Origin of the sequence: Mesorhizobium sp. J18, assembly GCF_007829525.1 — a bacterium.
In the GTDB taxonomy this organism is placed as follows: Bacteria; Pseudomonadota; Alphaproteobacteria; order Rhizobiales; family Rhizobiaceae; genus VLJP01.
The window spans coordinates 32,903-55,747 of record NZ_VLJP01000045.1; the positions used below are offsets into that span (position 1 = coordinate 32,903).

Below are 22,845 nucleotides of genomic sequence, written 5' to 3' on the forward strand. Positions count from 1 at the left end.
TCCTGTTCTCCAGGGCCTAGAAAGTCGTGGTAAGACCAACCCAGAAGCGCCGGCCTTCCGTCTCGGTGCCAAAATCATCCGGGTCGACCCGCTTGTCGAACACGTTGTAGACGGCCCCTTTCAGTGTGACATTGTCGCTGAAGGCATAGGCAGCACCGACATCGAAGATCGTGTAGTCTGGATACTCGCTCACGCCGCCGCGCGTTGATGCGTTGATCTGGGAACCGTGATAGGTGACCAGAGCCCATACGTCTAGATTTTCCATTGCCTGCCAATCGGCCCGCAAGCTGGCCTGATGCTCAGGCGTGCGGGTAAGCGGAAGGCCCTTGAACTCGCCGGAAGTCTGTTCCGAATCCGTGTAGGTATAGCTGCCGCGGAAGGAGAGCGTCGGCGTTGCGTCCCAGGTAGCGGTCAACTCCACGCCTTTGATCGTTGCGCCTTCGATATTGTAGCGTTCCCAAAGGCATTTCTCCGTCCCGCTAATTATGTCGGCGGTGCATTCTTGCCCCGGGTCTCTGATCGCCCCGGTACTTGTATCAATGATGAGATCCGAATTGGCGTTGCCCAGCTTGTTCTTGAAGTCAGTGTAGAAGAACGTCGCACCGAGGGTCAGGCCCTGGTAGGAATCCCATACGGCGCCTATCTCGTAGCTGACGCTTTCCTCGGGGACCAGGTCAGGGTTCGGAACAATGACGCCGGCACCACGCTGGGTCGGATAGTAGTAGCCCGGTGCGATCGATCTTATCTCGGGCGCAAGAAAACCGGTGGAAACACCGCCCTTGACCGTCAGGCTGTCGGTAGCGTGCCATACCCCATAGAGACGTGGACTCGTATGAGACCCGTATATTTCATGGTGATCCAGGCGGATGCCGCCGGTAAGTGCAAAAGTGTCCGTGATGCTCCACTCATCTTCCGCGAACAAGGCCCACTGGTCGATGGAATAGGTTTGGTCGACCGGATCGTCATCATGATCCGTCAACCGTCCATTATTGTACTGGCCGCCTGTAATCAGGACATGCTGCCCGAAAGCATCGAAGGGGGTCGTAAACTTGCCGTCCAGAACCGTGTTGCGCACGCGCGGTATGCGATCGGTCTTATCCCAGTCATCGGCTCCGGCAGCAGACGAATAGCTGGCTCTTCGCCCGAACTCCTGCTGAATGGAAAATTCGGAAGTTGTCGGCCCCCAACGTCCGACATGAGTCAAGGCCCAGCGGCCATGGTCGAAGTCACGATATGAATCGAGCGGGTCTCTGCCTCCGGCTTCGACCGTTTCGCCGACATGGCTGAGACGCCGCATCCGCGTTAAAGAGCCTTCGAGATAGATGTCGTGATCTTCATTGGGCGTGAAGGTCAACCGGCCGCCGATATTGCCCTCCTTCGCCTCCTCGACGCCGCCAACATACGAATCCTCTTCACGCAGGAACCCGCGACCCCAGACCTGAATGCCAACCAGATCGTCAACGACCGGGCCGCTGACATAGAATGACGACTGGCCGGAATTGCCGTATCGCGAATGCTGCTGCGCAGTGCCTTCTACGGTCACACTGCCGGACCATACGTCAGAAACCTTGCGGGTGATTATATTGATCACGCCACCCATGGCTTCCGAACCATAGAGCGAGGACATCGGGCCACGTACGATCTCGATCCGCTCTATGGCAGTGATGGGCGGAATGAAGCTCTGTTCGTAACCGGCACTGCCGTTCGGTCGCGATTCCCGGGTGTTCTGACGCTTACCGTCCACAAGGATCAGCGTATAGGCTCCAGACAGGCCGCGGATATGAATGTCTTTCTCATTGGCCGGGCCGGTCACCGTAACGCCCTGCGCCTCCTTCAGGGCGTCGGTCAGATCGCGGAAAGAACCTTTTTCGAGATCTTCCCGCGTGATGACCGTAATGCTCGCGGGGGCATCGGCGACATTCTGCTCGAATCCCGCAGCAGTGACGACCACCTCCTGAAGCTGTGTTACAACGGGTGCCTGCTCCTGGGCCCACATCGGGGACGGGATAAGGAAGGCGAGGCTCGTACCCAGTATCCAGTTACGCCTGTCTCTGCAGCGCGAAATTCCTCTCGTACGTGAAGTGCTGACGCAGATCATAGTGTTGCCCGTCCGACTAAAACATGAGAACACAACTCCTATTAAATTTGCCTGGAAGCCGGTCAACGATGATCTTTGAGAACAATTCTAAATTCGCAGCGGAGCAACTTCCCGCCAAGGCGGACCGCATGCGGGATCCGCGGACGAACCCTCCAAAACATCGGAGCGCAATGCGCGCGGAATCGGCAAACGAACAAGGGCAAGGTGGCGCAAGTTCCGCTGGCCGCATGGGGCGGCTGAGGCTGCTCATTGCCCTTGACGCGCTGCTTGTTGAGGGAAGCGTCAGCAAGGCCGCGGAAAGGCTGGCTATGGGCACGCCCGCCATGAGCCGCCTGTTGGCCCAAATCCGTGAGACCTATGGCGACCCCATCCTTCTGCGCCGAGGCCGGACGATGGTGCCGACTCCCTTTGCGGAACAGCTGCGGCTGAGGCTGCGAGCCCTCGCAACAGAGGCCGAGGCATTGCTCGAGTCCACCGGCACGCCAGGGCTCGACGGTTCCGCTCCTGCCAGCAAGGTTTTGTCAAGGCCGCTTCTGAAAGCGCCGCCGCTCGCGATGCGCCGGACCGTCTCGCTGGAAGGTGAGCCAAGCCCGGAACAACTCGCACGCAGACTGAACGAGATATCGGCGGATGCCGAACCGCAGCGGCGGCTTGCAAAGCACATTGCCACCATTGGCGGCGGGGCCGGACGATCCCGGCCGCTAACCATGGACGAGGCGGATGAGGCCATGTCCATAATCCTTGATGGTAAAGCAGACCCGATACAGATTGGCGCGCTTTTCATTGCCATGCAGTATCGCGGCATTGTTGCCCCCGAGCTTGCAGGCCTGGCTCGGGCCGCGCAACGAAAGGCAGGGGCTCTTCCATTTGGTGATGGGAGTGCTGACCTCGATTGGCCCGCCTATCTTTCTCCGCGCCGCGGCAGCGCACCCTGGTTTCTGTTCTCAGCCAAGCTGCTCGCAAATTCGGGAAGGAAGGTCCTGCTGCACGGTTTCGGTGGGGACGAAGGCTACTTGAGTGAAGGGCTGAAGTTTCTGGGCATCCCGATATGCGGTTCAATCATGGAGGCTCGATCCTGCTTGGAGAAAGAGCGGATCGCCTTCCTGGGTATCGGCGCTGTTTCGGCGCAGTTGCGCGCCCTTGTCGGCCTCTACGCGCTTTTCGAAATGCGCTCGCCGCTCAATTTGCTCGTGCATCTGCTTAACCCGCTTGGAGCGCGATCCAGTCTTTTGGGCGTACCGGCGCAGCCTTATCGAGAAATCATGCGGGATGCCGCCGCACTTCTTGGGTGGCAGAATCTTACGATTATCGCCAACAGCCGTGATGTCGCACAATTTACCCCGTTCCGGACTACTGAATTGATCCGGCTTGTGCGCGGCGAACCTCGGGAGACCATCATCAAATCTGCTCCGCAACCGCCTCGGCAAGCCAAGACCGGGTTGAATACAATGGAATTCTGGAAAGCCGTTTGGGAAGGGGCTGCGAGGGATGAACATGCCGTCGAAGTGGTCTCCACCACTACTGCCGTAGGTTTGGGACTGCTGGAGGGAGACGCCATGATGTGGGAAAAGGCATATTCATCCGCCAAGAATCTTTGGAGCCAAAGGCCGTAAAGCCTTTGCCACCGAGTGGCCGGAATTGCCGCCTTTGTCGATCGTGTCCAGGTTCCTGCGTTTGCCGTTGCAAGAACCACACAAAGTAAGGAAGAAACCTGTTAGACATCCAGCGGCACTATCAGGAGAGGAATTTCATGGCTTACGAGACGATCCTTGTGGAGACCCGCGGCCGCGTCGGCCTCATCACGCTCAATCGGCCGAAAGCGCTCAACGCGCTGAACTCCACCGTTCTGAAGGAGGTGGTGGCCGCAGCCGAGGCTTTCGACCAGGATCCAAAGATCGGGGCGATGGTTCTGACCGGTTCCGAAAAGGCGTTCGCGGCCGGCGCCGATATCAAGGAGATGCAGCCCAAGGCCTATATCGACGTCTATATGGAAGACTTCTTCGGCGGCTGGGAGCAGTTCACGCGCGTCAGAAAGCCGATCATTGCCGCGGTGGCCGGCTATGCGCTTGGCGGCGGCTGCGAACTGGCGATGATGTGCGATTTCATAGTGGCGGCGGAGAACGCCAAGTTCGGCCAGCCGGAGATCACCCTTGGCGTCATGCCCGGCATGGGTGGCTCGCAGCGCCTTACCCGTTTCGTCGGTAAGTCCAAGGCGATGGATATGTGCCTTACAGGCCGCATGATGGACGCTGCCGAAGCCGAGCGTTCTGGCTTGGTTTCGCGCGTGGTCCCTACCGGAGAGCTGATCGAGGAAACCCTTAAGATCGCGACAAAAATCGCCGAATTCTCCCTGCCGGCCGTCATGATGACCAAGGAATCGGTCAATCGGGCCTATGAGACGACGCTTGCCGAGGGCCTGCGCTTCGAAAGGCGCGTGTTCCATTCCCTCTTTGCGCTCGACGACCAGAAGGAAGGCATGGCCGCCTTCAATGAGAAAAGATCAGCCAATTTCAAGAACCGTTGAGCGTTGACGGAAGCGGAAACCTCCACTATAAGCCCCCACGACTGAGGTGGCCGTCCGGCTGCCCTTTTGTTTTTGCGCCCGTCAGACTGCGGTCCGGGCTTCGGATACAGGATAGAGAGGAAATATGGCCAACACGCCTTCGGCCAAAAAGGCGGTGCGCAAGATTGCCCGCCGCACCGCGATCAACAAGAACCGCCGCTCGCGGGTCCGCACTTTTCTGCGCAAGGTCGAGGAAGCCCTGGCTTCCGGCGACAAGGCGAGTGCGGAAGCAGCTTTCAAGGCCGCACAGCCGGAGCTGATGCGCGCCGCCAGCCGCGGCGTCATGCACAAGAATACAGCCTCCCGGAAGGTTTCGAGACTCGCCCAGCGCGTCAAGTCGCTGAGCGCCTGAGCATCCTCGGCCAGTCCTGCGCCCGGCATTACGGTGCCGGGTTTTTCATTTGCCGCACAATAGTTTGCATGGCTAACGTCTTCGGCTGGTGTCGAGGGCGGCTTTTTACTTTGCCGGCATATGCACGATTCCTCATTTAATTTGCGCCGCAGAAAGACTCCGGCATTTCTGCCTTCAGCGAATTTTTCTATTTATATTCAATAGATTATCCGAGGTCATCCACAGGTTGTTCATACCGGGGGCCGGGACAAAGATGACGTTGATTGTCAAGCAATTTTTTTGGGATTTTTTTTCGCCCGCCGGTCTTCGAAACGGCAGTCGAAAAAGGTTTTGATTCAAAACGATTTACAGCTTTTCAGCGGCAGAAGGGCACCGCCGAGGTTCAGTCGGACAAGGCTGATTCGTAAAAAAAGCGTTAGAGTCGGCCTTGCCCTTTCCACAGCGATTTCGGTAATGTCAGCCCATCGAGAGGGCAGGCTGACGGCCTGATTGACAGCCATAAATCGGCAGACGCTGCGGCGCGGATCGATTCCGTGGACGCTACAGTTTTGCCCTGTCGCATATAACAGGATCGGGCGTTCTTGCTGATCGAAATGATGGTGCATCCGGCTTCCGGGCCGGAAGGTGGTTTCTTTGGCCTGCACTAGGATGACCTGTCAGGACACGTCAATGGTGGTCGAGAACAGAAAGGAGGGATGCAAGCAGATAAGGCGCAGGCTGACTACGAGGAAAAGGCGAATGGCTCATATTGCGGGCCATGAACAGCCAGGCAAATTGTAAAGGCAGGGAAGCGAAAAATGCAAAGCGGCGCTGAAAGAGAAGCCATACGGGGCTTTTCTTTTCATAATCAAATCACCGAGGGGATGGGGATGACGGAGGCGAGCGAGGCAAACGCCAGTTTCGAACGCGTGAAGGCGCAATTGAAAGCCCGTCTCGGCACCGAAGTCTATTCCAGCTGGTTTGGTCGCATGAAGCTTGCGGAAGCATCCAAGGGCATCGTCCGCATTTCCGTTCCCACGGCTTTTCTCCGTTCCTGGATCAATGGCCATTATCTCGGCCTGATCTCCGAATTGTGGAGACAGGAGGATCCTGAAATCCTCAAGGTCGAGATCGTGGTGCGTACGGCGACCCGCAATATGCGGCTCCGGTCCGAGGATGATGCCGCGCCCTTGCGCAAGGTATCAAATCCGGCTCAGACGGCCCTGGGATCAGGCATGATTGCAGCCACGCGGGCGGACAAACCGGCCGCATCGCCGCGCAGCGTCAATGTGGAAGCGGAGGCGCGTTCGCATGTTCTCGGCTCTCCGCTCGACAGCCGCTATACTTTCGAATCCTTCGTCGAGGGCCCTTCCAACAGGGTCGCCTATGCGGCCGCCCGTACCGTGGCCGAGTCGGCATCGAACGCAGTCCGCTTCAACCCGCTTTTTCTCCATGCCTCGGTCGGCATCGGCAAGACGCATCTTCTGCAGGCGATCGCGGCTGCCTCGCTGAGGCGCGATCCGCAATCGCGCGTCGTCTATCTCACAGCCGAATATTTCATGTGGCGCTTCGCCACCGCCATCCGGGACAACAATGCGCTGACCTTCAAGGAGCAGTTGCGCGACATCGATCTGCTCATCATCGACGACATGCAGTTCCTGCAGGGCAAGTCGATCCAGAACGAATTCTGCCACCTTCTCAACATGCTGCTCGACAGCGCCCGTCAGGTCGTCGTGGCGGCCGACCGTCCGCCATCGGAACTTGAATCCCTCGAACCGCGGGTCAAATCGCGCCTGAATGGCGGCGTCTCGCTGGAAATGTCGCCACCGGATTTCGAGATGCGCGTGGCCATCCTGCGCCAGCGCCTCGCCGCGGCCAAGATCGAGGACAGCTCCCTCGACATTCCCGATGAAATTCTCAATCACGTCGCCCGCACCGTCACCGGCAGCGGCCGGGACCTTGAGGGGGCTTTCAACCAGCTCCTCTTCCGCCATTCCTTCGAGCCGCAGATCACCGTCGACCGTATCGATGAGATCCTCGGTCATATCTGCCGCGCCGGAGAGCCGAAGCGGGTGCGTATCGAAGACATTCAGCGCATTGTCGCGCGCCATTACAATGTCTCGAAGACGGAGCTGCTCTCCAATCGGCGCACGCGCACGATCGTCAAGCCGCGGCAGGTCGCCATGTATCTCGCCAAGGTGATGACGCCGCGATCCCTGCCGGAGATCGGCAGGCGCTTCGGCGGGCGCGACCATACGACCGTGCTGCATGCCGTGCGCAAGATCGAAGGACTTTCGGGCGGTGACAATCAGCTCGCGCAGGAGATCGAGCTTCTGAAGCGACTGATCAGCGAGCAGGCCTGATTCTCGTCGGAAACGGACGCCGAAACGCCCGGAGATCCGGGCGTTTTCCCCAGGAGCGCCTGCGAAGGTATGAAACCTGCCTTCGCGGCTTGCTATTTTTTGTGAAATCCTGTCATTTTGCCGGGATTCCAGCCCATTCGCGGCTGTTTCAGGTATATTCGATATCTGGAAAGAACCATCCCGTCCAACCGAGACCGACCCGTCATGCGTGCTGTTCTTGAACGTTCCAATCTCCTGAAATCGCTCAACCACGTTCACCGGGTCGTGGAACGCCGCAATACGATCCCGATCCTGTCCAATGTGCTCCTGTCGGCGGATGGTGCGAGCCTCGAGATGAAGGCGACGGATCTCGATCTGGAGGTCACGGAAGCGACCGCCGCCAATATCGAACAGAGCGGCTCGACGACCGTGCCGGCTCATCTTCTTTACGATATCGTCCGCAAGCTTCCCGATGGAGCGGAAGTGATGCTGAAGATGGATGAAAACGGTCATTCCATGGCCGTGATATCCGGCCGTTCCAGCTTCCGCCTCCAGTGCCTGCCGCAGTCGGATTTTCCGGAGCTTTCGGCGGGCAGCTTCTCGCATATCTTCCGCATGGAATCGGCAGCCCTCAAGGGCCTGATCGAGAAGACGCAATTCGCGATCTCCACCGAGGAGACCCGTTACTATCTCAACGGCATCTTCCTGCACACGCATGAGGAAAGCGGTGGCCTGCGGCTGCGCGCCGTGGCGACCGACGGCCATCGCCTGGCCCGCGCCGAGATCGATGCGCCGGCCGGCTCAGAAGGCATGCCGGGCATCATCATTCCGCGCAAGACGGTCAGTGAATTGCAGAAGCTGGTGGACGATCCGGATGTGGCCGTCACGGTGGAGCTTTCCGATACCAAGATCCGCTTCACCATCGGCAGCGTGGTGCTGACCTCGAAGCTCATCGACGGCACCTTCCCTGACTATCAGCGTGTCATTCCGGTCGGCAACGACAAGAAGCTCACAATCGACCGGCAAAGCTTCGCTTCCGCGGTCGATCGCGTCTCGACCATCTCCTCCGAACGCGGCCGCGCCGTGAAGCTCACCATAGCCGACGGGCAGGTGACGTTGGCCGTCAACAATCCCGATTCCGGAAGCGCTACCGAAGAAATCCCCGCCGACTACGACGCGGACCCGCTGGAGATCGGCTTCAACGCGAAATATCTGCTCGACGTCGCCGGCCAGCTCTCTGGCAGCGAAGCACGTTTCCTGCTTGCCGATGCCGGGTCGCCAACGCTCATCCAGGATATCTCGGATGAACGCGTACTCTATGTGCTCATGCCTATGCGGGTGTGACGAGTGGCATCTTGGTCGATGATCTGCCCAATGCAAGGAGCGAGAAGCCCGCTCAGGTTCGTCTGACTCGCTTGAGTCTCAGCGACTTCCGTAATTATGCGCAGTTGAGCGTGAACCTGCGGGCCGGCGCAGTGGTATTGACCGGTGAGAACGGCGCGGGCAAGACCAATCTTCTGGAGGCTGTTTCCTTCCTGACGCCAGGCCGCGGTTTGCGCCGCGCCGCCTATGGCGACGTCGCCCGCGTCGGAAGCATTTCGGGTTTTGCCGTTCACGCACGGATCGAAGGCCCCTTCGGCACAGCCGAAATCGGCACCGGGACGGCTGCCATATCCGCGGATGGCATGGAGACCGGACGTAAGGTGCGCATCAATGGCGCGACCGCAAGATCAGCCGACGAAATGCTCGAATGGCTTCGGGTCATGTGGATCACGCCTGCCATGGATGCCCTTTTTACCGGGCCCGCATCGGACCGGCGCCGTTTTCTCGATCGTCTGGTCCTCACGATAGACCCGGCACATGGCCGCCGCGCCGCCGACTACGAACGGGCCATGCGCTCGCGAAACCGGCTGCTGGCGGAGGAATCGCGTGACGATGCATGGTTCGACGCGATCGAGACGCAGATGGCGGAAACCGGCGTGGCCTTGGCGGCGGCAAGGGCCGAGATGATCAGGCTCTTGGGCGCGATGACCGACCGTCTGGCCAACAGCCCTTTCCCGAAGGCGGATTTGGCGGTGGAGGGGCCGCTGGAGGTGGCAGTCGGCACGCGCGCGGCGGTCGATATGGAGGAGGACTTTCGTGCCGCATTGCGCGCTGGGCGCGGGCGCGACCGTGCCGCGGGACGCACTCTGGAAGGGCCGCATCGCAGCGAGTTGCTGGTGAGCCACCGGCCGAAAGACATGCCTGCCGCAAGCTGCTCGACGGGCGAACAGAAGGCTCTGCTTGTGGGTATCGTGCTTGCTCACGCCAGGCTCACGGGTGAACTGACCGGTTCTGCCCCGGTTCTGCTGCTCGATGAGATCGCCGCCCATTTCGATGCCGAAAGGCGGGCCGCCCTCTTCGACATTCTCGAGGAGCTGAACTGCCAGGCCTTCATGACCGGGACGGAGGCGTCGCTCTTTTCCAGCCTGCTAGGCAGGGCGCAGTTCCTGACGGTTTCGTCCGGCACCGTCCTGCCCACACCGGACTGACAAATCCGCCGCCACGCCTTATCTTTGCTCCATGAACAAACATGAATCCCTCGCCGCTCTCTCCGCCGACGAATTGGAACGCTATGCACGCCATATCGTGCTGCCTGAAATCGGCGGAGCGGGGCAGCAGAAGCTGAAGCGGGCCCGCGTGCTGGTTATCGGTGCCGGCGGGCTCGGCGCGCCGGTCCTGCAATATCTGGCAGCGGCAGGCATCGGCACGCTCGGTATCATCGACGACGATACCGTGTCCCTTTCAAACCTCCAGCGTCAGATCATCCATGATACGGCTTCGGTCGGCATGTTGAAGATCGACAGCGTGCGAAACTCCATCGAAAGGCTCAATCCTCATGTGACGGTGGAGCCGCATCATTTGCGGCTCGACCGGGAAAATGCAGGCCCACTGGTGGCCCGTTATGACCTCGTGGTTGACGGTTCGGACAATTTTGCGACCCGCTACGCGGTCGCCGACGCCTGTGCGGCGGAAGCGCGGCCGCTTGTGACCGGTGCCGTCGGCCGTTTCGACGGATCGGTCACGGTCCTCAAACCCTATGAAAGCGGGCCCGACGGAACATCGCAGCCAAGCTATCGCGACCTGTTCCCCGAAGCTCCACCGGAAGGAGTCGTGCCTTCCTGCGCCGAAGCCGGCATTCTCGGCGCGCTGACAGGCGTCATCGGCACCCTGCAAGCCATGGAGGCAATCAAGCTGATCACCGGCATCGGAGAGCCGCTGGTCGGCCGTATCCTTCTCTACGACGCTCTTTCGGCCCGGTTCGAGACCATGCGCTATAGTGCCCGGAAGCACCGCGGATGACTGTGCGGCTGACAGCCGAGGAGCAGGCAATCGCATCGGGCCGCGACGGCTCGGGCACGGCAATCGCCATGCGCATCGTCGCCGAAGCCGCGCGTCTGATGGGAGCCGAGAGGCTTATTCCGATCGCTTCCGCCCATATCGACGGCGCGCTCTATCACGGCGATTCCGGTACGCTGTTCGCCGAAAGACTGGTCAAGGGCGGCGCAAGGGTCGCAATACGCTCGACCCTCAATGTCGGCGCGCTCGATCTAACCGGCTGCTCGCAAATCCGCCTGGCCGATCCGCAGCGCTCCATGGCGCGGCGCATGATGGAAGCCTATCGGGCGCTTGGCTGCGAGACGACATGGACCTGCGCACCCTATCAGGTCGGGCACCGGCCCGCATTCGGTACGGATGTGGCGTGGGGAGAATCCAATGCGGTCGTCTTCTGCAACTCGATCCTCGGCGCGCGTACCAACCGGTACGGAGATTTCCTCGACATCGCCTGCGCAATCACCGGGCAGGCGCCGGATTACGGCCTGCACAAACCGGAAAACCGTTTGCCTTCGATTACCTTCGATGTCGCAGCCTTGCCGCGCTCTTTCCTCGCAACCGAGATCGCATGGCCGGTTCTCGGCAGTCTCTATGGCCGCGAGATCGGCAATGTTGTCGGCCTGGTGACCGGTATCGATGCCGATCCCGGCGAGGATGCTCTCAAGGCATTCGGTGCCGCAGCCGCATCGTCGGGAGCGGTGGGGCTTTTCCATATCGCCGGCGTCACGCCGGAAGCGCGGCTGAATGCCGGCGAATTCCATGAGGCAGCCTCCAGGTGCCGCATCGTCGTCACGCCGGCAATGGTGGCCGAAGCCAGGGCACGGCTTTCGACGGTCGAAAGGCCGACCGCAATCGATGCCGTCGCCATCGGCAGCCCGCATCTGTCGCTGGAGGAATTTACCCGGCTGGAGCGGCTGCTGGCGGGCCGACAGCTCGCCGTGCCGCTATATGCCTGCACAGGCCGGCATGTGCTTTCAGTATTGGACCGCAATGGACGGCGCAAACCGTTGGAAAATGCCGGAATCGTTATCGTTGCCGATACCTGTGTCGTCGTCACGCCGATCATGCCCGACATCAAGGGCGTGCTGATGACGAATTCCGGCAAATTCGCCCATTATGCGCCCGCCAATACCGGCTATTCGGTGCTTTACGGCTCCCTGGCGGAATGCGTCGAGAGCGCCGTCGCCGGCCGGCCTATCTTCATGGAAGATGCCGCGTGACGGTCCCGTGCGAAATTCTGGTCGAGGGTCCGGCCGCAGCCGGCGAGGCGCTGGTCCTGACCGCGCCCATCAGCTTCTGGGGCGGCGTGGATCCAAAAACAGGACGGATCGCCGATCCCAAGCATCCGCAGCATGGCGAGAATATTGCCGGGCGCGTGCTTTTCCTGCCCGGCACAATCGGCTCATCCTCAGCTTCGGCCGTGCTTCTGGAACTGGTCCGTGCCGGTCTCGCGCCTGCCGCGATCGTCATGCACGAACCGGATGCGATCCTGCTTCTCGGTCTGATCGTGGCGCGGGAAATGGGCTGGCCAGCGCCGGCGGCACTGAAGCTCGACCGAGCCATCCATGCAGCCTTCTCCGGCAAACGCCTCGAAGTCTCCCCGCAAACGGGGATCCGGGCCGCGGCCTAGAGTCGTTCATCTTTAGATGGAAGCGGTTTGATGGCAGGGATTTTGCGCGCCGGCGAGGAGAACACCGCAGCGCGATATGAATATCGTGCGAGGATTTCGACATTGCCGGCGCGCAGAAGACCGCCAAGCCGCAATGGAACCGAAGCATTGATATTGAAGAACCAACCGTAATCGTTTCAATCTGGTCTTTCGCGCCCCCGACGGCGTCGCGCGCGGCTAACGGTACTCATACCGTTAGCCCAGCGCTCCTAGCCGGGACATGAAATCCCGGCGTTCAAACGATTCCATTTGAAGATGAACGGCTCTAAAGCAGCCATGCCTCAGATCCGGTTCGGCAGCACCCGGTCCGGCGGACGATGGCCGTCGAAATAGGTGCGGATATTGATCAGCACCTTTTCGCCCATATCGACGCGGCCTTCGATCGTCGCCGACCCCATATGCGGCAGGATGACGACCTTGCCCTTTTCGGCAAGTTTCACCAGCTTCGGGCTGACCGCCGGTTCGTGTTCGAATACGTCGAGACCCGCACCGGCAAGCTTTCCCGTCTCGATCATGCGGATCAGCGCATCCTCGTCGACAATGTCGCCGCGCGCCGTATTGACGAGATAGGCGGACGGCTGCAGCAGGGCCAGCCGCCGCGCCGAAAGCAGGTGGAATGTGGCCGGGGTCGAGGGGCAGTTGACCGAGATGATGTCCATGCGCGCCAGCATCTGGTCGAGGCTGTCCCAATAAGTGGCTTCCAGTTCATCCTCTATCGCGGGGCTTACGCGATGCCTGTTGTGATAGTGGATCGAAAGGCCGAAAGCCTTCGCCCGGCGCGCGACCGCGGTCCCGATGCGCCCCATGCCGATGATGCCGAGCCGCTTTCCCCAGATGCGTCGGCCGAGCATCCAGGTGGGCGACCAGCCTGCCCATTTCCCGTCCCCGCGCAGCACATTCGCCCCCTCGGTGAGGCGCCGGGGGACGGCCAGCATCAGCGCCATGGTCATGTCGGCCGTGTCCTCTGTCAGGACGTTCGGCGTATTGGTGACCGTGATGCCTCGCTTGGCCGCAGCGGCCACGTCGATATGCTCGACGCCATTGCCGAAATTGGCGATCAGTTTGAGGTTTCCGCCTGCCTGCTCGATCAGCGCGGCGTCGATCTTGTCGGTGATCGTCGGGACGAGGACATCGGCTTCCTTGACCGCGGCGACAAGCTCCGGCTGTGTCATGGGCCTGTCGTCCAGGTTGAGGCGTGCGTCGAAAAGCTCGCGCATACGCGTCTCGATCTGGTCCGGCAATTTACGGGTGATGACGACGAGAGGCTTCTTCCTGCCGGCCATAGTTCCCTCGAATCCGGTCCCTGTTGAGACCTCTTTAACCAAGACAGGCGATAGTTCAAACCGATATCGGCGCCCGGCCCTGTGTATCAAGACCGGCGCGCGAAGAAAAGGAATACGGGCTGTCCGGCCCAATTCAAGGGTCTGAGAGAATACTGGCAGGAGTCGCGAGAATGCCGCCTTTTGCGCCACGCCGCCGGATGCTGGCCGCATTGTTTGCCGGAGCCGCCATGCTGGCGCTCACGGCCGTTCCCGAAGTACTGGCCAATCCTGCCGCCGGCGTGACCCGCGGCCCAAGCGGGCTTCCGTTGCCGCGCTTCGTCAGCCTGAAATCCGGGCGCGTGAACATGCGCGTCGGCCCCGGCGTCAACTACGCCGTCGACTGGATGTATCTCAAATCCGGACTGCCGATGGAGGTCATCCAGGAATATGACAACTGGCGCAAGGTGCGCGACCCCGACGGAGCCGAAGGCTGGATCAACCAGGCGCTCCTGTCGGGCCGGCGGACAGGCATCGCCGCTCCCTGGTTCAAAGGCAAGGATGCCCCAATGCTATTGTTGTCGGAACCGAAGGAAGGCTCCCGGACGGTAGCGAAATTGGAACCGGGTGCGATCGGCTCAATCAGGATGTGCAACGGCGACTGGTGTGAAATGGAATTCGGCGGCCATGCGGGCTGGATCAGCCAGTCGCTCATTTGGGGAGCCTATCCCGGAGAAACGATCGAGGATTAAGGCAGAACCTAAATGCGGCTGACGGCCGGTTGCTGCCGTTCTAGCCTGAACCGCGTGGCTTCAGCCTCACAACGATATCGACATTGGCGATTTCCATCCCCTCCGGCGGTTCGGGCAGATTGTTGACCGTCACCTGACCGTCGATGATGTCCACGAGCCGGTTCTCATGCTCCAGGAAGAAGTGATGGTGGTCCGAGGTGTTGGTGTCGAAATAGGTCTTGGCGCCTTCCACCGGGAGGATTCGCAGCATCCCCGCTTCGGTGAACTGGTGCAGGGTGTTGTAGACGGTAGCTAGCGAAACGCGGTACCCGGCGGCGAGCGCCTCCTCATGCAGCTCTTCGGCCGAAATATGCCTATCGCCCGCCGCATAGAGCAGCTCTGCCAGCACCACCCTTTGACGGGTCGGTCGCAGACCGGCAGCGCGTACGCGCTTTTCAAGGTTTGATGGTTGCCTGTTATGGGTCGCAGCCTTCAATTAAGCTGTTCCTGATCCGTTTTCGAACGTGTTTTTTGCCGCGCTCGATGCGCATAGACTTCCTTTGACATATATTCTTTCGCGCCATACCGATCAATAGCAGCTCAAAACAGGGACCTGCGCCCTCTCTACCGTATATGGGATAACGGCATTCAAGCGGTTTCCACGAAGAAACAAGCTGTGATAGGGAGGGCTCGGAAAAACGAACCGGCCGTGAGGGGCGGTGAACGGGATTGGAATATATGGCGCAAGCAAAATCCAGCTATGACTACGAGGACCTTCTGGCATGCGCCCGCGGCGAGCTATTCGGCCCGGGGAATGCACAACTGCCTTATCCGCCGATGCTCATGTTCGATCGCATCACGGAAATCAGCGCCGAAGGCGGGGAATTCGGCAAAGGCTTCATTCGCGCCGAACTGGATGTAAAGCCGGATCTGTGGTTCTTCGCCTGCCATTTCATCGGCAATCCGGTCATGCCGGGCTGCCTCGGTCTTGATGCCATGTGGCAGATGACCGGCTTCTTCCTTGGCTGGCTGGGCGAGCCCGGCAAAGGCATGGCCCTGTCGACCGGCGAGGTAAAATTCAAGGGCATGGTCACCCCTTCTGTCAAGAAAGTGGAATATGGTGTCGATTTCAAGCGCGTCATGCGTGGCAGACTCGTTCTCGGCATCGCCGACGGCTGGCTGAAGGCGGACGGCGAGCCCATCTACAAGGCTTCCGACCTCCGGGTGGGCCTGGCGAAGCAGGAAGCGGCTTGAGGACCATCGATAATCCAATACGGATCGCCGGCATCCGCCGGCCCAGGAGTGCTATATGAGACGCGTCGTAGTCACCGGCATCGGCATCGTATCCTCCATCGGAAACAATGCGCAGGAAGTCGCCGCTTCGCTGCGCGATGCCAGATCGGGCATCAGCTTCGCTCAGGATTTCGCCGATAACGGCTTCCGCTGCCAGGTCTGGGGAGCACCGACTCTCGACCCGACCGAGATCGTCGACCGCCGCGCTCTCCGCTTCCTATCCAAGGGCGGAGCCTGGAATCACGTGGCCATGGAACAGGCCATCGCCGATGCCGGTCTTGGCGAGGCGGACATTACCAACGAGCGCACGGGCATCATCATGGGGTCCGGCGGTCCTTCGACGCGAACGATCGTGGAAGCCGCAGACACCACCCGGGAAAAAGGCTCACCGAAGCGCATCGGCCCCTTCGCCGTGCCGAAGGCCATGTCCTCCACCGCCTCGGCGACGCTCGCCACCTGGTTCAAGATCCACGGCGTGAACTATTCCATCTCGTCGGCCTGCTCCACCTCGGCGCATTGCATCGGCAATGCCTACGAGCTCATCCAGTGGGGCAAGCAGGACATGATCTTCGCTGGAGGACACGAGGATCTGGACTGGACCATGTCGAACCTGTTCGACGCAATGGGTGCAATGTCCTCCAAGTTCAACGACCAGCCGGAAAAGGCCTCGCGCGCCTATGACGTCGACCGCGATGGCTTTGTCATCGCCGGCGGTGCAGGCGTGCTGGTTCTCGAAGAGCTCGAACATGCCAAGGCTCGCGGCGCAAAGATCTATGCCGAGATCGTCGGCTACGGCGCGACCTCGGACGGCTACGATATGGTCGCCCCGTCCGGAGAAGGCGCGGTGCGCTGCATGCGGCAGGCGCTGGCCACGGTCGATGGCGACGTCGATTACATCAACACTCATGGCACCTCGACACCGGTCGGGGATTCCAAGGAAATCGGCGCTATCCGCGAAGTCTTCGGCGAAAAAATCCCGCATATCCAATCGACCAAATCGCTGACCGGCCATTCGCTCGGCGCGGCCGGCGTGCAGGAATCGATCTACTCGATCCTGATGATGCAGGAAGGCTTTATCGGCGAGAGCGCCCATATCAACGAACTCGATCCCGAATTCGAGGGCGTGCCCATCGTGCGCAAGCGCATCGACAACGCCAGGATCGACACCGTCCTTTCCAACTCTTTCGGTTTCGGCGGCACAAACGCGACGCTCGTCTTCCAGCGTTATTCGGCATAGGATATTCTACGCATGGATGGATTGATGAAGGGCAAGCGCGGCCTCGTGATGGGGGTCGCCAATGACCATTCGATCGCCTGGGGCATCTCGAAGAAGCTGGCGGACCAGGGCGCCGAACTGGCCTTCACCTATCAGGGCGAGGCCTTCGGGCGCCGCGTGAAGCCGCTTGCGGATCAGGTCGGCGCATCGCTTGTCCTGCCTTGCGACGTCGAGGACAGCGCCTCGATAGATGCCGTGTTCGATGCGCTCAAGGATGCCTGGGGATCGGTCGACTTCGTCGTCCACGCTATCGGCTTCTCCGATCGCAACGAACTGAAGGGACCATATGCGGATACCACGCGCGAAAACTTCATCCGCACCATGGTGATCTCCTGCTATTCCTTCACGGAAGTCGCCCGCAAGGCCGCTGCCTTGATGGACAAGGGCGGCTCCATGATCACCATGACCTATGCCGGCTCGGTCCGCGTCATGCCGAATTACAATGTCATGGGTGTTGCCAAGGCGGCGCTCGAGGCCAGCGTGCGCTATCTGGCGAACGACTACGGGCCACGTGGCATAAGGGTGAACGCCATTTCGGCGGGCCCCGTGCGCACACTGGCCGGAGCAGGCATTTCCGATGCGCGCTACATGTTTTCCTACCAGCAGCGTAATTCGCCGTTGCGCCGCACCGTCACCATAGACGAGATCGGCGGATCGGCTCTCTACCTCCTCTCCGACCTGTCGTCGGGAGTGACCGGCGAGATCCACTATGTGGATTCTGGCTACAATATCGTTTCCATGCCGGTCCTGGACGAGTTGAAGCGCACAGGTGAGGGGCAGGATTAGGGGCGTTCATCTTTAAATGACGGCTCCTGGCTATTTCCTCCCCCACAGGATCTTGAAACCGGCGTTCCGGACGGTTTCGCCATAGGCGGAGAAGCTGGCCGCCAAAGTTTCCTCATAAGGAAGGCCGCTATTGGCGACGAGGAAAAGCCGTCCGCCCCGGCTCAGGGCTCCCGCAGCAGCCTTGATGAAGTTTTTGCCGATATCCGGCGCGGCCGCCCGCCCCTGATGGAAGGGCGGATTCATGACGATCGCGTCGTAGCGCTCGCTCAGCGGTTCCGCCAGGAGATCGTGCCAGAAATAACGCGCCGGCAGATCGGGATGCCGCGCAGCAACATTGCGCCTTGCCGCTTCGAGCGAAGCGTAGTGCGCCTCGTAAAGGTCGATGGCCTTTATGCCGGTAAAACGTGCCGCCGCCTCGGCAGACAGATACCCCCAGCCGGCCCCGAAATCCGCCACATGACCCGCAATGTCGAGCGGCAGGTTCTCCAGGAGCAACCGGGAACCCGGATCGATCCGGTCATGCGAGAACATGCCGGGCGCCGTCTCGTAAGCTCCCCCGACAAGTCCCGTATCCGCAGTTTTCGGCACCGAAAGATCTATGGGTCCCTCCTGTCGCTGTAGCCAGATGACGACGCCATGGTGCTTCGAGGCATGGCCTTCGATTTCCAGCAATGCGCCGAGACGCTTGCGAAGGCTTGCGATCCCTTCCGTCTTGCCGCCGGCGACGAGCACTCTCCCGCCGGCTTTCACCCGCCGCAAAGCGTCGCCGATCCAGCGCTCATTCTGTCCGCGATGACGCCCGCACAGCACTAGCACCAGGTCGTAGCCGTCACCGCCGGCTTCCGGTGCTACCCGGTAGCCCGCTCTTTCCAGATCGAGGAAATACGGCCGGAAATCCTGAACCAGGGCAAGGTCGGCTACAAAGCCTGGTGGCGGACGGAATCCGGGCGGAGGATTGAAGACGAGGGCGCGCTCCGCCGGTTCCGGAAGCGGCAGCATGCCGGCTTCGAACGGATAAAAGAGCGTTCTCGCATATCCTTCGGTCACGAACTTCCCCCTGTCTGGAGCCGATTGCCTGCTTCATTCTCGCTCATGTGCCGGAAATCAAGCGGGCAAAGCGGGTTCTTCGCGGGAAGGACGCCGCGCGCAGGGAATGGAATTTCGAGGCCAAAAGTGAAAACGATCGCAATATCCCTTCATATCGTTACTTGGCGATTTATATATCGGAATGCTTCAATGTGAGGGGCCATGGACAAGGACGCGATCCTCAAAGCTTTGGCGCATCCGGTGCGTCGTGACATGCTCGCCTGGCTCAAGGAGCCGGAGAAGCATTTCAAGGAACAGGAGCACCCCCTCGAAATGGGCGTGTGTGCCGGCCAGTTCGAGAAGTGCAAGCTGTCCCAATCGACCGTGTCCGCCCATCTTGCCGTGCTCACGGAAGCAGGCCTCTTGACCAGCAGGCGCGTCGGGCAGTGGGTCTTCTACAAGCGCGACGAAGCCACGATCGCTGCCTTCCGCTCCTCTCTGGACGACATCTGACTTCCTCCCTCAACGTGAAAGGCTTTTTGATGACTACCCTTTTCGACCCTTTCAGGATTGGCGATATCGAAGTGGCCAACCGCTTCGCCATGGCGCCTCTCACCCGAAACCGTTCTCCCAATGCGGTGCCGACCGAGCTTTCCGTAACCTACTATACGCAACGCGCCACGGCAGGTCTGATCATTACGGAAGGAACCGCCATCAGCCCACAGGGTCAGGGCTATGCCGACGTACCTGGTCTCTATGCGCCCGAACAGCTCGCAGCCTGGCGCAAGGTCACCGATGCGGTTCACGCAGAGGGCGGCAAGATCGTCACCCAGCTCTGGCATGTCGGGCGTGTTTCGCATGAAAGCCTGCAGCCCGGAGGAAGCAAACCCGTCGCCCCTTCGGCAATCCGGGCGAAATCGAAGACTTATCTCGTCAACGCCGATGGCACCGGCACCTTCGCAGAGACATCCGAGCCGCGCGCGCTCGAGGCCAGCGAAATCCCCGACATCGTTGAGGACTATCGGCGTGCCGCCCGCGCCGCGGTGAAAGAGGCCGGCTTCGACGGCATCGAACTCCATGCCGCCAACGGCTATCTGATCGACCAGTTCCTGCGCTCCGGCAGCAATCACCGCACGGATCAGTATGGCGGCTCGATCGAGAATCGCACGCGTTTTCTTTTCGAGGTCGTCGAGGCGGTCGTCGACGAAATAGGTGGCGGCCGAGTCGGTATCCGGCTTTCGCCGGTGACGCCCGCCAATGATGCCTCCGATCCCGACCCGCAGCCATTGTTCGAGCACGTCGCGGCAGGGCTTGGCACCTACGGTTTGGCCTATATTCATGTCATCGAAGGCGCCACGGGTGGCGATCGTGCCTTCCAGCAGGGTGAAAAACCGTTCGACTATGCGGCCTTCAAGTCCGCCTACCGAAACGCGGGCGGAACCGGCGCATGGATGGTGAACAACGGTTACGACCAGAAGCTCGCCGAGGAAGCAGTTTCGAGCGGTCATGCCGATATGGTCGCCTTCGGCAAGCTTTTCATCGCCAATCCCGATCTGGTGCGCCGCTTCAAGGAAGGGCTCCCGCTCAATGAGCCGCGGAAGGAAACCTTCTATGGCGGCGGCGCGCAAGGGCTGATCGATTATCCATTCGCGGCATAGCTCTGCGAAGCTTGGAATGAAAAAGGGCGCGGCCTTGGCCGCGCCCTCATCATCTGTTCTCTTCGAACCGGGCCCGCTCTTTTGGGGCCGGCTCCCGATGCTCCCGGATCAGGCTTCCGCCTCTTCCTCGGCATCTTCGCGCTTCTTCTCGTGCACGATTTCCTTGCCGGTCTCCTGGTCTACAACCTTCATGGAGAGGCGAACCTTGCCGCGCTCGTCAAATCCCATGAGCTTGACCCAGACCTTGTCGCCTTCCTTGACGACATCCGTCGTCTTCTGGACGCGCTCGGGCGCGAGCTGGGAAATGTGCACCAGACCGTCCCGGGGACCGAAGAAATTGACGAAGGCACCGAAATCGGCGGTCTTGACGACCGTGCCTTCATAGATCTCGCCCACTTCCGGTTCCGCCACGATCGTGTGAATCCACTTTCGGGCAGCCTCGATCTCCTTCGCGTTGGACGAAGCAATCTTCACCGTGCCGTCGTCCTCGATATTGATCTTGGCACCGGTCTTTTCCACGATCTCGCGGATGACTTTGCCTCCGGTGCCGATCACGTCGCGGATCTTGTCGGTCGGGATGTGCATGACCTCGATGCGCGGGGCGAACTCGCCGAGCTCGCCGCGGCTCTGGGAAATGGCCTTGCTCATTTCGCCGAGGATGTGCAGGCGGCCGTCCTTTGCCTGCTCCAGCGCGACCTTCATGATCTCTTCGGTGATACCATCGATCTTGATGTCCATCTGCAGCGAGGTGATGCCGCTATCCGTTCCTGCGACCTTGAAATCCATATCGCCGAGATGGTCCTCGTCACCGAGGATATCGGAAAGCACCGCGAAACGCTCGCCTTCCTTGATGAGGCCCATGGCGATGCCAGCGACCGGCTTGGCGAGCGGAACGCCGGCATCCATCAGCGCCAGCGAGGTGCCGCAGACGGTCGCCATTGACGAGGAGCCATTCGACTCGGTGATCTCGGAGACCACGCGAAGCGTATAGGGAAACTGCTCCGACGCAGGCATCATCGGGTGGACGGCGCGCCAGGCAAGCTTGCCATGGCCGATCTCGCGGCGACCCGGCGATCCCATGCGGCCCGTCTCCCCGACCGAATAGGGCGGGAAGTTGTAGTGCAGCATGAAGGTTTCCTTATAGGTGCCGGTGAGCGAGTCGATGTACTGCTCGTCCTCGCCGGTTCCGAGCGTCGCCACCACAAGCGCCTGGGTCTCGCCGCGCGTGAACAGCGCGGAACCATGCGTGCGCGGCAGGACGCCCACTTCGGCCACGATCGGGCGGACGGTCGCGAGGTCGCGGCCGTCGATGCGGCTGCCTGTGTCGAGGATGTTCCAGCGGACGATCTTCGCCTGCAGGGATTTGAACACCGCAGCGACCTGCTCGGCGTTCCAGCGCGGATTCTCCTCGCCCTCCGGCAGGAAATGCGCCTTCACCTTGGCCTTGGCCTCATCGACCGCCGCGTAGCGTTCCTGCTTGACGGTGTTCTTGTAGGCGGCGCGAAGGTCGGCCTCGATGAGCTTGAGCATCTCGGCTTCGAGTTCGGAATAGTCTTCCGGCTGGTGATCGCGCGGCTCCTTGGCCGCCACCTCGGCGAGCTTGATGATGGCGTCAATGACTGGCTGGAAGCTCTTGTGGCCGAACATGACTGCGCCGAGCATGATCTCTTCGGAGAGCTGCTGGGCTTCCGATTCGACCATCAGCACGGCCTCGGACGTGCCGGCGACCACCAGGTCGAGCTTCGATTCCGGCATCTCGTCTATATGCGGGTTGAGCACATATTCGCCGCCGATATAGCCGACACGGGCGCCGCCGATCGGTCCCATGAAGGGAACGCCCGAAAGCGTCAGCGCCGCGGAGGCGGCGACCATGGACAGGATGTCCGGGTCGTTCTCCAGGTCGTGCTGCAGGACGGTGACGATGACCTGAGTGTCATTCTTGTAGCCATCGGCGAAAAGCGGACGGATCGGGCGGTCGATCAGGCGGGAGACCAGGGTCTCCTTTTCGCTCGGCCTGCCTTCGCGCTTGAAATAGCCGCCGGGGATCTTGCCGGCCGCGAAAGTCTTTTCCTGATAGTTGACGGTCAGGGGGAAGAAGTCGATGCCCGGCTTCGGTTCCTTGGCGGAAACGACTGTCGCGAGCACGACGCTCTCGCCATAGGTGGCCAGGACGGCGCCGTCTGCCTGGCGGGCTATCTTGCCCGTTTCGAGGATGAGCGGACGACCGCCCCATTCGATCTCTACTTTGTGGTGCTTGAACATGTCTTGTCCTTCTTTGGCGAAGGCCCGCGCCACATCCCGTGACGCCGGAAACGCCTTCGCTCCAGCTTCGTTTGGCGGACGAGCCATGGGCAAGACAACAGGAGGCTTGACCAATCTGCCGGGGGCGTGGCCGGCCGCAAGCGTCCTGCAATCCTGCCCCATGACCTGTCCATTAA

At 60.7% G+C, this 22,845-nt stretch carries 21 protein-coding genes; 15 read left to right on the plus strand and 6 right to left on the minus strand.

Going from position 1 to position 22,845, the window contains the following annotated elements:
* Positions 1–16: 16 nt before the first annotated feature.
* On the minus strand, positions 17–1,996 hold the full coding sequence (locus L598_RS15410; RefSeq protein WP_246658772.1) for a TonB-dependent receptor: 1,980 nt from the start codon (positions 1,994–1,996) through the stop codon (positions 17–19).
* A gap of 329 nt (positions 1,997–2,325) precedes the next feature.
* On the opposite strand from L598_RS15410, the gene L598_RS15415 reads away from it, so the two are divergent.
* The 3 genes from L598_RS15415 (at position 2,326) to rpsT (ending at position 5,013) form a co-directional block, all read left to right on the plus strand.
* Positions 2,326–3,711 (plus strand): glycosyl transferase family protein, encoded by a 1,386-nt coding sequence (locus L598_RS15415; protein ID WP_246658784.1) that lies wholly within the window; start codon positions 2,326–2,328, stop codon positions 3,709–3,711.
* A 137-nt stretch (positions 3,712–3,848) separates the two neighbouring features.
* Complete coding sequence (locus L598_RS15420) at positions 3,849–4,622, plus strand: enoyl-CoA hydratase (RefSeq protein WP_144863920.1); 774 nt, start codon at positions 3,849–3,851, stop codon at positions 4,620–4,622.
* A 124-nt stretch (positions 4,623–4,746) separates the two neighbouring features.
* Positions 4,747–5,013 carry a 30S ribosomal protein S20 gene (gene rpsT / locus L598_RS15425; RefSeq protein ID WP_144863921.1) on the plus strand — a complete coding sequence of 89 codons (267 nt, stop codon included), beginning with the start codon at positions 4,747–4,749 and terminating at the stop codon, positions 5,011–5,013.
* Between the two features lie 335 nt (positions 5,014–5,348).
* On the opposite strand, the gene L598_RS15430 is transcribed toward rpsT, so the two are convergent.
* The gene (locus L598_RS15430) at positions 5,349–5,618 is read right to left on the minus strand and encodes a hypothetical protein (protein WP_144863923.1); all 270 of its coding nucleotides are present in this window, start codon (positions 5,616–5,618) and stop codon (positions 5,349–5,351) included.
* A 264-nt stretch (positions 5,619–5,882) separates the two neighbouring features.
* On the opposite strand from L598_RS15430, the gene dnaA reads away from it, so the two are divergent.
* From dnaA to L598_RS15460, 6 genes are all read left to right on the plus strand, one after another.
* The gene (gene dnaA / locus L598_RS15435; RefSeq protein ID WP_246658773.1) at positions 5,883–7,355 is read left to right on the plus strand and encodes a chromosomal replication initiator protein DnaA; all 1,473 of its coding nucleotides are present in this window, start codon (positions 5,883–5,885) and stop codon (positions 7,353–7,355) included.
* Positions 7,356–7,559: 204 nt separating this feature from the next.
* Positions 7,560–8,678, plus strand: coding sequence for a DNA polymerase III subunit beta (dnaN, locus tag L598_RS15440; RefSeq protein ID WP_144863927.1), 1,119 nt, complete (start codon positions 7,560–7,562; stop codon positions 8,676–8,678).
* Between the two features lie 11 nt (positions 8,679–8,689).
* The gene (gene recF / locus L598_RS15445; RefSeq protein ID WP_246658774.1) at positions 8,690–9,865 is read left to right on the plus strand and encodes a DNA replication/repair protein RecF; all 1,176 of its coding nucleotides are present in this window, start codon (positions 8,690–8,692) and stop codon (positions 9,863–9,865) included.
* A 31-nt stretch (positions 9,866–9,896) separates the two neighbouring features.
* Positions 9,897–10,676: a molybdopterin-synthase adenylyltransferase MoeB gene (locus tag L598_RS15450; protein WP_144863929.1), complete on the plus strand. Its 780-nt coding sequence runs from the start codon at positions 9,897–9,899 to the stop codon at positions 10,674–10,676.
* Complete coding sequence (locus L598_RS15455; RefSeq protein WP_144863931.1) at positions 10,673–11,929, plus strand: aconitase X catalytic domain-containing protein; 1,257 nt, start codon at positions 10,673–10,675, stop codon at positions 11,927–11,929. Before L598_RS15450 ends, L598_RS15455 begins: the two co-directional genes overlap by 4 nt.
* Positions 11,926–12,339, plus strand: coding sequence for a DUF126 domain-containing protein (locus tag L598_RS15460; protein ID WP_246658775.1), 414 nt, complete (start codon positions 11,926–11,928; stop codon positions 12,337–12,339). The genes L598_RS15455 and L598_RS15460 overlap by 4 nt, the downstream gene beginning before the upstream one ends.
* A 320-nt stretch (positions 12,340–12,659) precedes the next feature.
* Here L598_RS15460 and L598_RS15465 read toward each other — a convergent pair whose 3' ends face one another.
* Positions 12,660–13,661 carry a D-glycerate dehydrogenase gene (locus L598_RS15465; protein WP_144863935.1) on the minus strand — a complete coding sequence of 334 codons (1,002 nt, stop codon included), beginning with the start codon at positions 13,659–13,661 and terminating at the stop codon, positions 12,660–12,662.
* 170 nt (positions 13,662–13,831) lie between these two features.
* Between L598_RS15465 and L598_RS15470 the strand changes: the two genes are divergently transcribed.
* Positions 13,832–14,389, plus strand: a complete 558-nt coding sequence (locus tag L598_RS15470) for an SH3 domain-containing protein (protein WP_144863937.1) — start codon at positions 13,832–13,834, stop codon at positions 14,387–14,389.
* Between the two features lie 40 nt (positions 14,390–14,429).
* On the opposite strand, the gene irrA is transcribed toward L598_RS15470, so the two are convergent.
* Entirely contained in the window at positions 14,430–14,864 is a 435-nt protein-coding gene (gene irrA / locus L598_RS15475; RefSeq protein WP_144863938.1) for an iron response transcriptional regulator IrrA, read from the minus strand.
* Positions 14,865–15,106: 242 nt separating this feature from the next.
* Here irrA and fabA point away from each other — a divergent pair, with 242 nt between their 5' ends.
* From fabA to fabI, 3 genes are read left to right on the plus strand one after another with little or no spacing between them, the layout of a single operon-like run.
* Positions 15,107–15,622, plus strand: a complete 516-nt coding sequence (fabA, locus tag L598_RS15480) for a 3-hydroxyacyl-[acyl-carrier-protein] dehydratase FabA (protein WP_144863940.1) — start codon at positions 15,107–15,109, stop codon at positions 15,620–15,622.
* Positions 15,623–15,677: 55 nt separating this feature from the next.
* Complete coding sequence (fabB, locus tag L598_RS15485; protein ID WP_144863942.1) at positions 15,678–16,898, plus strand: beta-ketoacyl-ACP synthase I; 1,221 nt, start codon at positions 15,678–15,680, stop codon at positions 16,896–16,898.
* Between the two features lie 12 nt (positions 16,899–16,910).
* Complete coding sequence (fabI, locus tag L598_RS15490) at positions 16,911–17,723, plus strand: enoyl-ACP reductase FabI (RefSeq protein WP_144863944.1); 813 nt, start codon at positions 16,911–16,913, stop codon at positions 17,721–17,723.
* A 30-nt stretch (positions 17,724–17,753) separates the two neighbouring features.
* Here the strand turns inward: fabI and L598_RS15495 are convergent, their stop codons facing one another.
* Positions 17,754–18,770: a class I SAM-dependent methyltransferase gene (locus L598_RS15495; protein ID WP_246658776.1), complete on the minus strand. Its 1,017-nt coding sequence runs from the start codon at positions 18,768–18,770 to the stop codon at positions 17,754–17,756.
* Positions 18,771–18,971: 201 nt separating this feature from the next.
* Here L598_RS15495 and L598_RS15500 point away from each other — a divergent pair, with 201 nt between their 5' ends.
* The gene (locus L598_RS15500) at positions 18,972–19,262 is read left to right on the plus strand and encodes a metalloregulator ArsR/SmtB family transcription factor (protein ID WP_144863946.1); all 291 of its coding nucleotides are present in this window, start codon (positions 18,972–18,974) and stop codon (positions 19,260–19,262) included.
* 29 nt (positions 19,263–19,291) lie between these two features.
* Positions 19,292–20,407 (plus strand): alkene reductase, encoded by a 1,116-nt coding sequence (locus L598_RS15505; RefSeq protein ID WP_144863948.1) that lies wholly within the window; start codon positions 19,292–19,294, stop codon positions 20,405–20,407.
* 108 nt (positions 20,408–20,515) lie between these two features.
* Here the strand turns inward: L598_RS15505 and pnp are convergent, their stop codons facing one another.
* Positions 20,516–22,669 (minus strand): polyribonucleotide nucleotidyltransferase, encoded by a 2,154-nt coding sequence (gene pnp / locus L598_RS15510; protein WP_144863950.1) that lies wholly within the window; start codon positions 22,667–22,669, stop codon positions 20,516–20,518.
* Positions 22,670–22,845 lie beyond the last annotated feature (176 nt).

Coding starts and splice junctions, on each gene's coding strand:
- L598_RS15410 (WP_246658772.1), bottom strand. CDS start 1,996: ATGTGGGCCCAGGAGCAGGCACCCGTTGTAACACAGCTTCAGGAGGTG.
- L598_RS15415 (WP_246658784.1), top strand. CDS start 2,326: ATGGGGCGGCTGAGGCTGCTCATTGCCCTTGACGCGCTGCTTGTTGAG.
- L598_RS15420 (WP_144863920.1), top strand. CDS start 3,849: ATGGCTTACGAGACGATCCTTGTGGAGACCCGCGGCCGCGTCGGCCTC.
- rpsT (WP_144863921.1), top strand. CDS start 4,747: ATGGCCAACACGCCTTCGGCCAAAAAGGCGGTGCGCAAGATTGCCCGC.
- L598_RS15430 (WP_144863923.1), bottom strand. CDS start 5,618: ATGCACCATCATTTCGATCAGCAAGAACGCCCGATCCTGTTATATGCG.
- dnaA (WP_246658773.1), top strand. CDS start 5,883: ATGACGGAGGCGAGCGAGGCAAACGCCAGTTTCGAACGCGTGAAGGCG.
- dnaN (WP_144863927.1), top strand. CDS start 7,560: ATGCGTGCTGTTCTTGAACGTTCCAATCTCCTGAAATCGCTCAACCAC.
- L598_RS15450 (WP_144863929.1), top strand. CDS start 9,897: ATGAACAAACATGAATCCCTCGCCGCTCTCTCCGCCGACGAATTGGAA.
- L598_RS15455 (WP_144863931.1), top strand. CDS start 10,673: ATGACTGTGCGGCTGACAGCCGAGGAGCAGGCAATCGCATCGGGCCGC.
- L598_RS15465 (WP_144863935.1), bottom strand. CDS start 13,661: ATGGCCGGCAGGAAGAAGCCTCTCGTCGTCATCACCCGTAAATTGCCG.
- L598_RS15470 (WP_144863937.1), top strand. CDS start 13,832: ATGCCGCCTTTTGCGCCACGCCGCCGGATGCTGGCCGCATTGTTTGCC.
- fabA (WP_144863940.1), top strand. CDS start 15,107: ATGGCGCAAGCAAAATCCAGCTATGACTACGAGGACCTTCTGGCATGC.
- fabB (WP_144863942.1), top strand. CDS start 15,678: ATGAGACGCGTCGTAGTCACCGGCATCGGCATCGTATCCTCCATCGGA.
- fabI (WP_144863944.1), top strand. CDS start 16,911: ATGGATGGATTGATGAAGGGCAAGCGCGGCCTCGTGATGGGGGTCGCC.
- L598_RS15500 (WP_144863946.1), top strand. CDS start 18,972: ATGGACAAGGACGCGATCCTCAAAGCTTTGGCGCATCCGGTGCGTCGT.
- L598_RS15505 (WP_144863948.1), top strand. CDS start 19,292: ATGACTACCCTTTTCGACCCTTTCAGGATTGGCGATATCGAAGTGGCC.
- pnp (WP_144863950.1), bottom strand. CDS start 22,669: ATGTTCAAGCACCACAAAGTAGAGATCGAATGGGGCGGTCGTCCGCTC.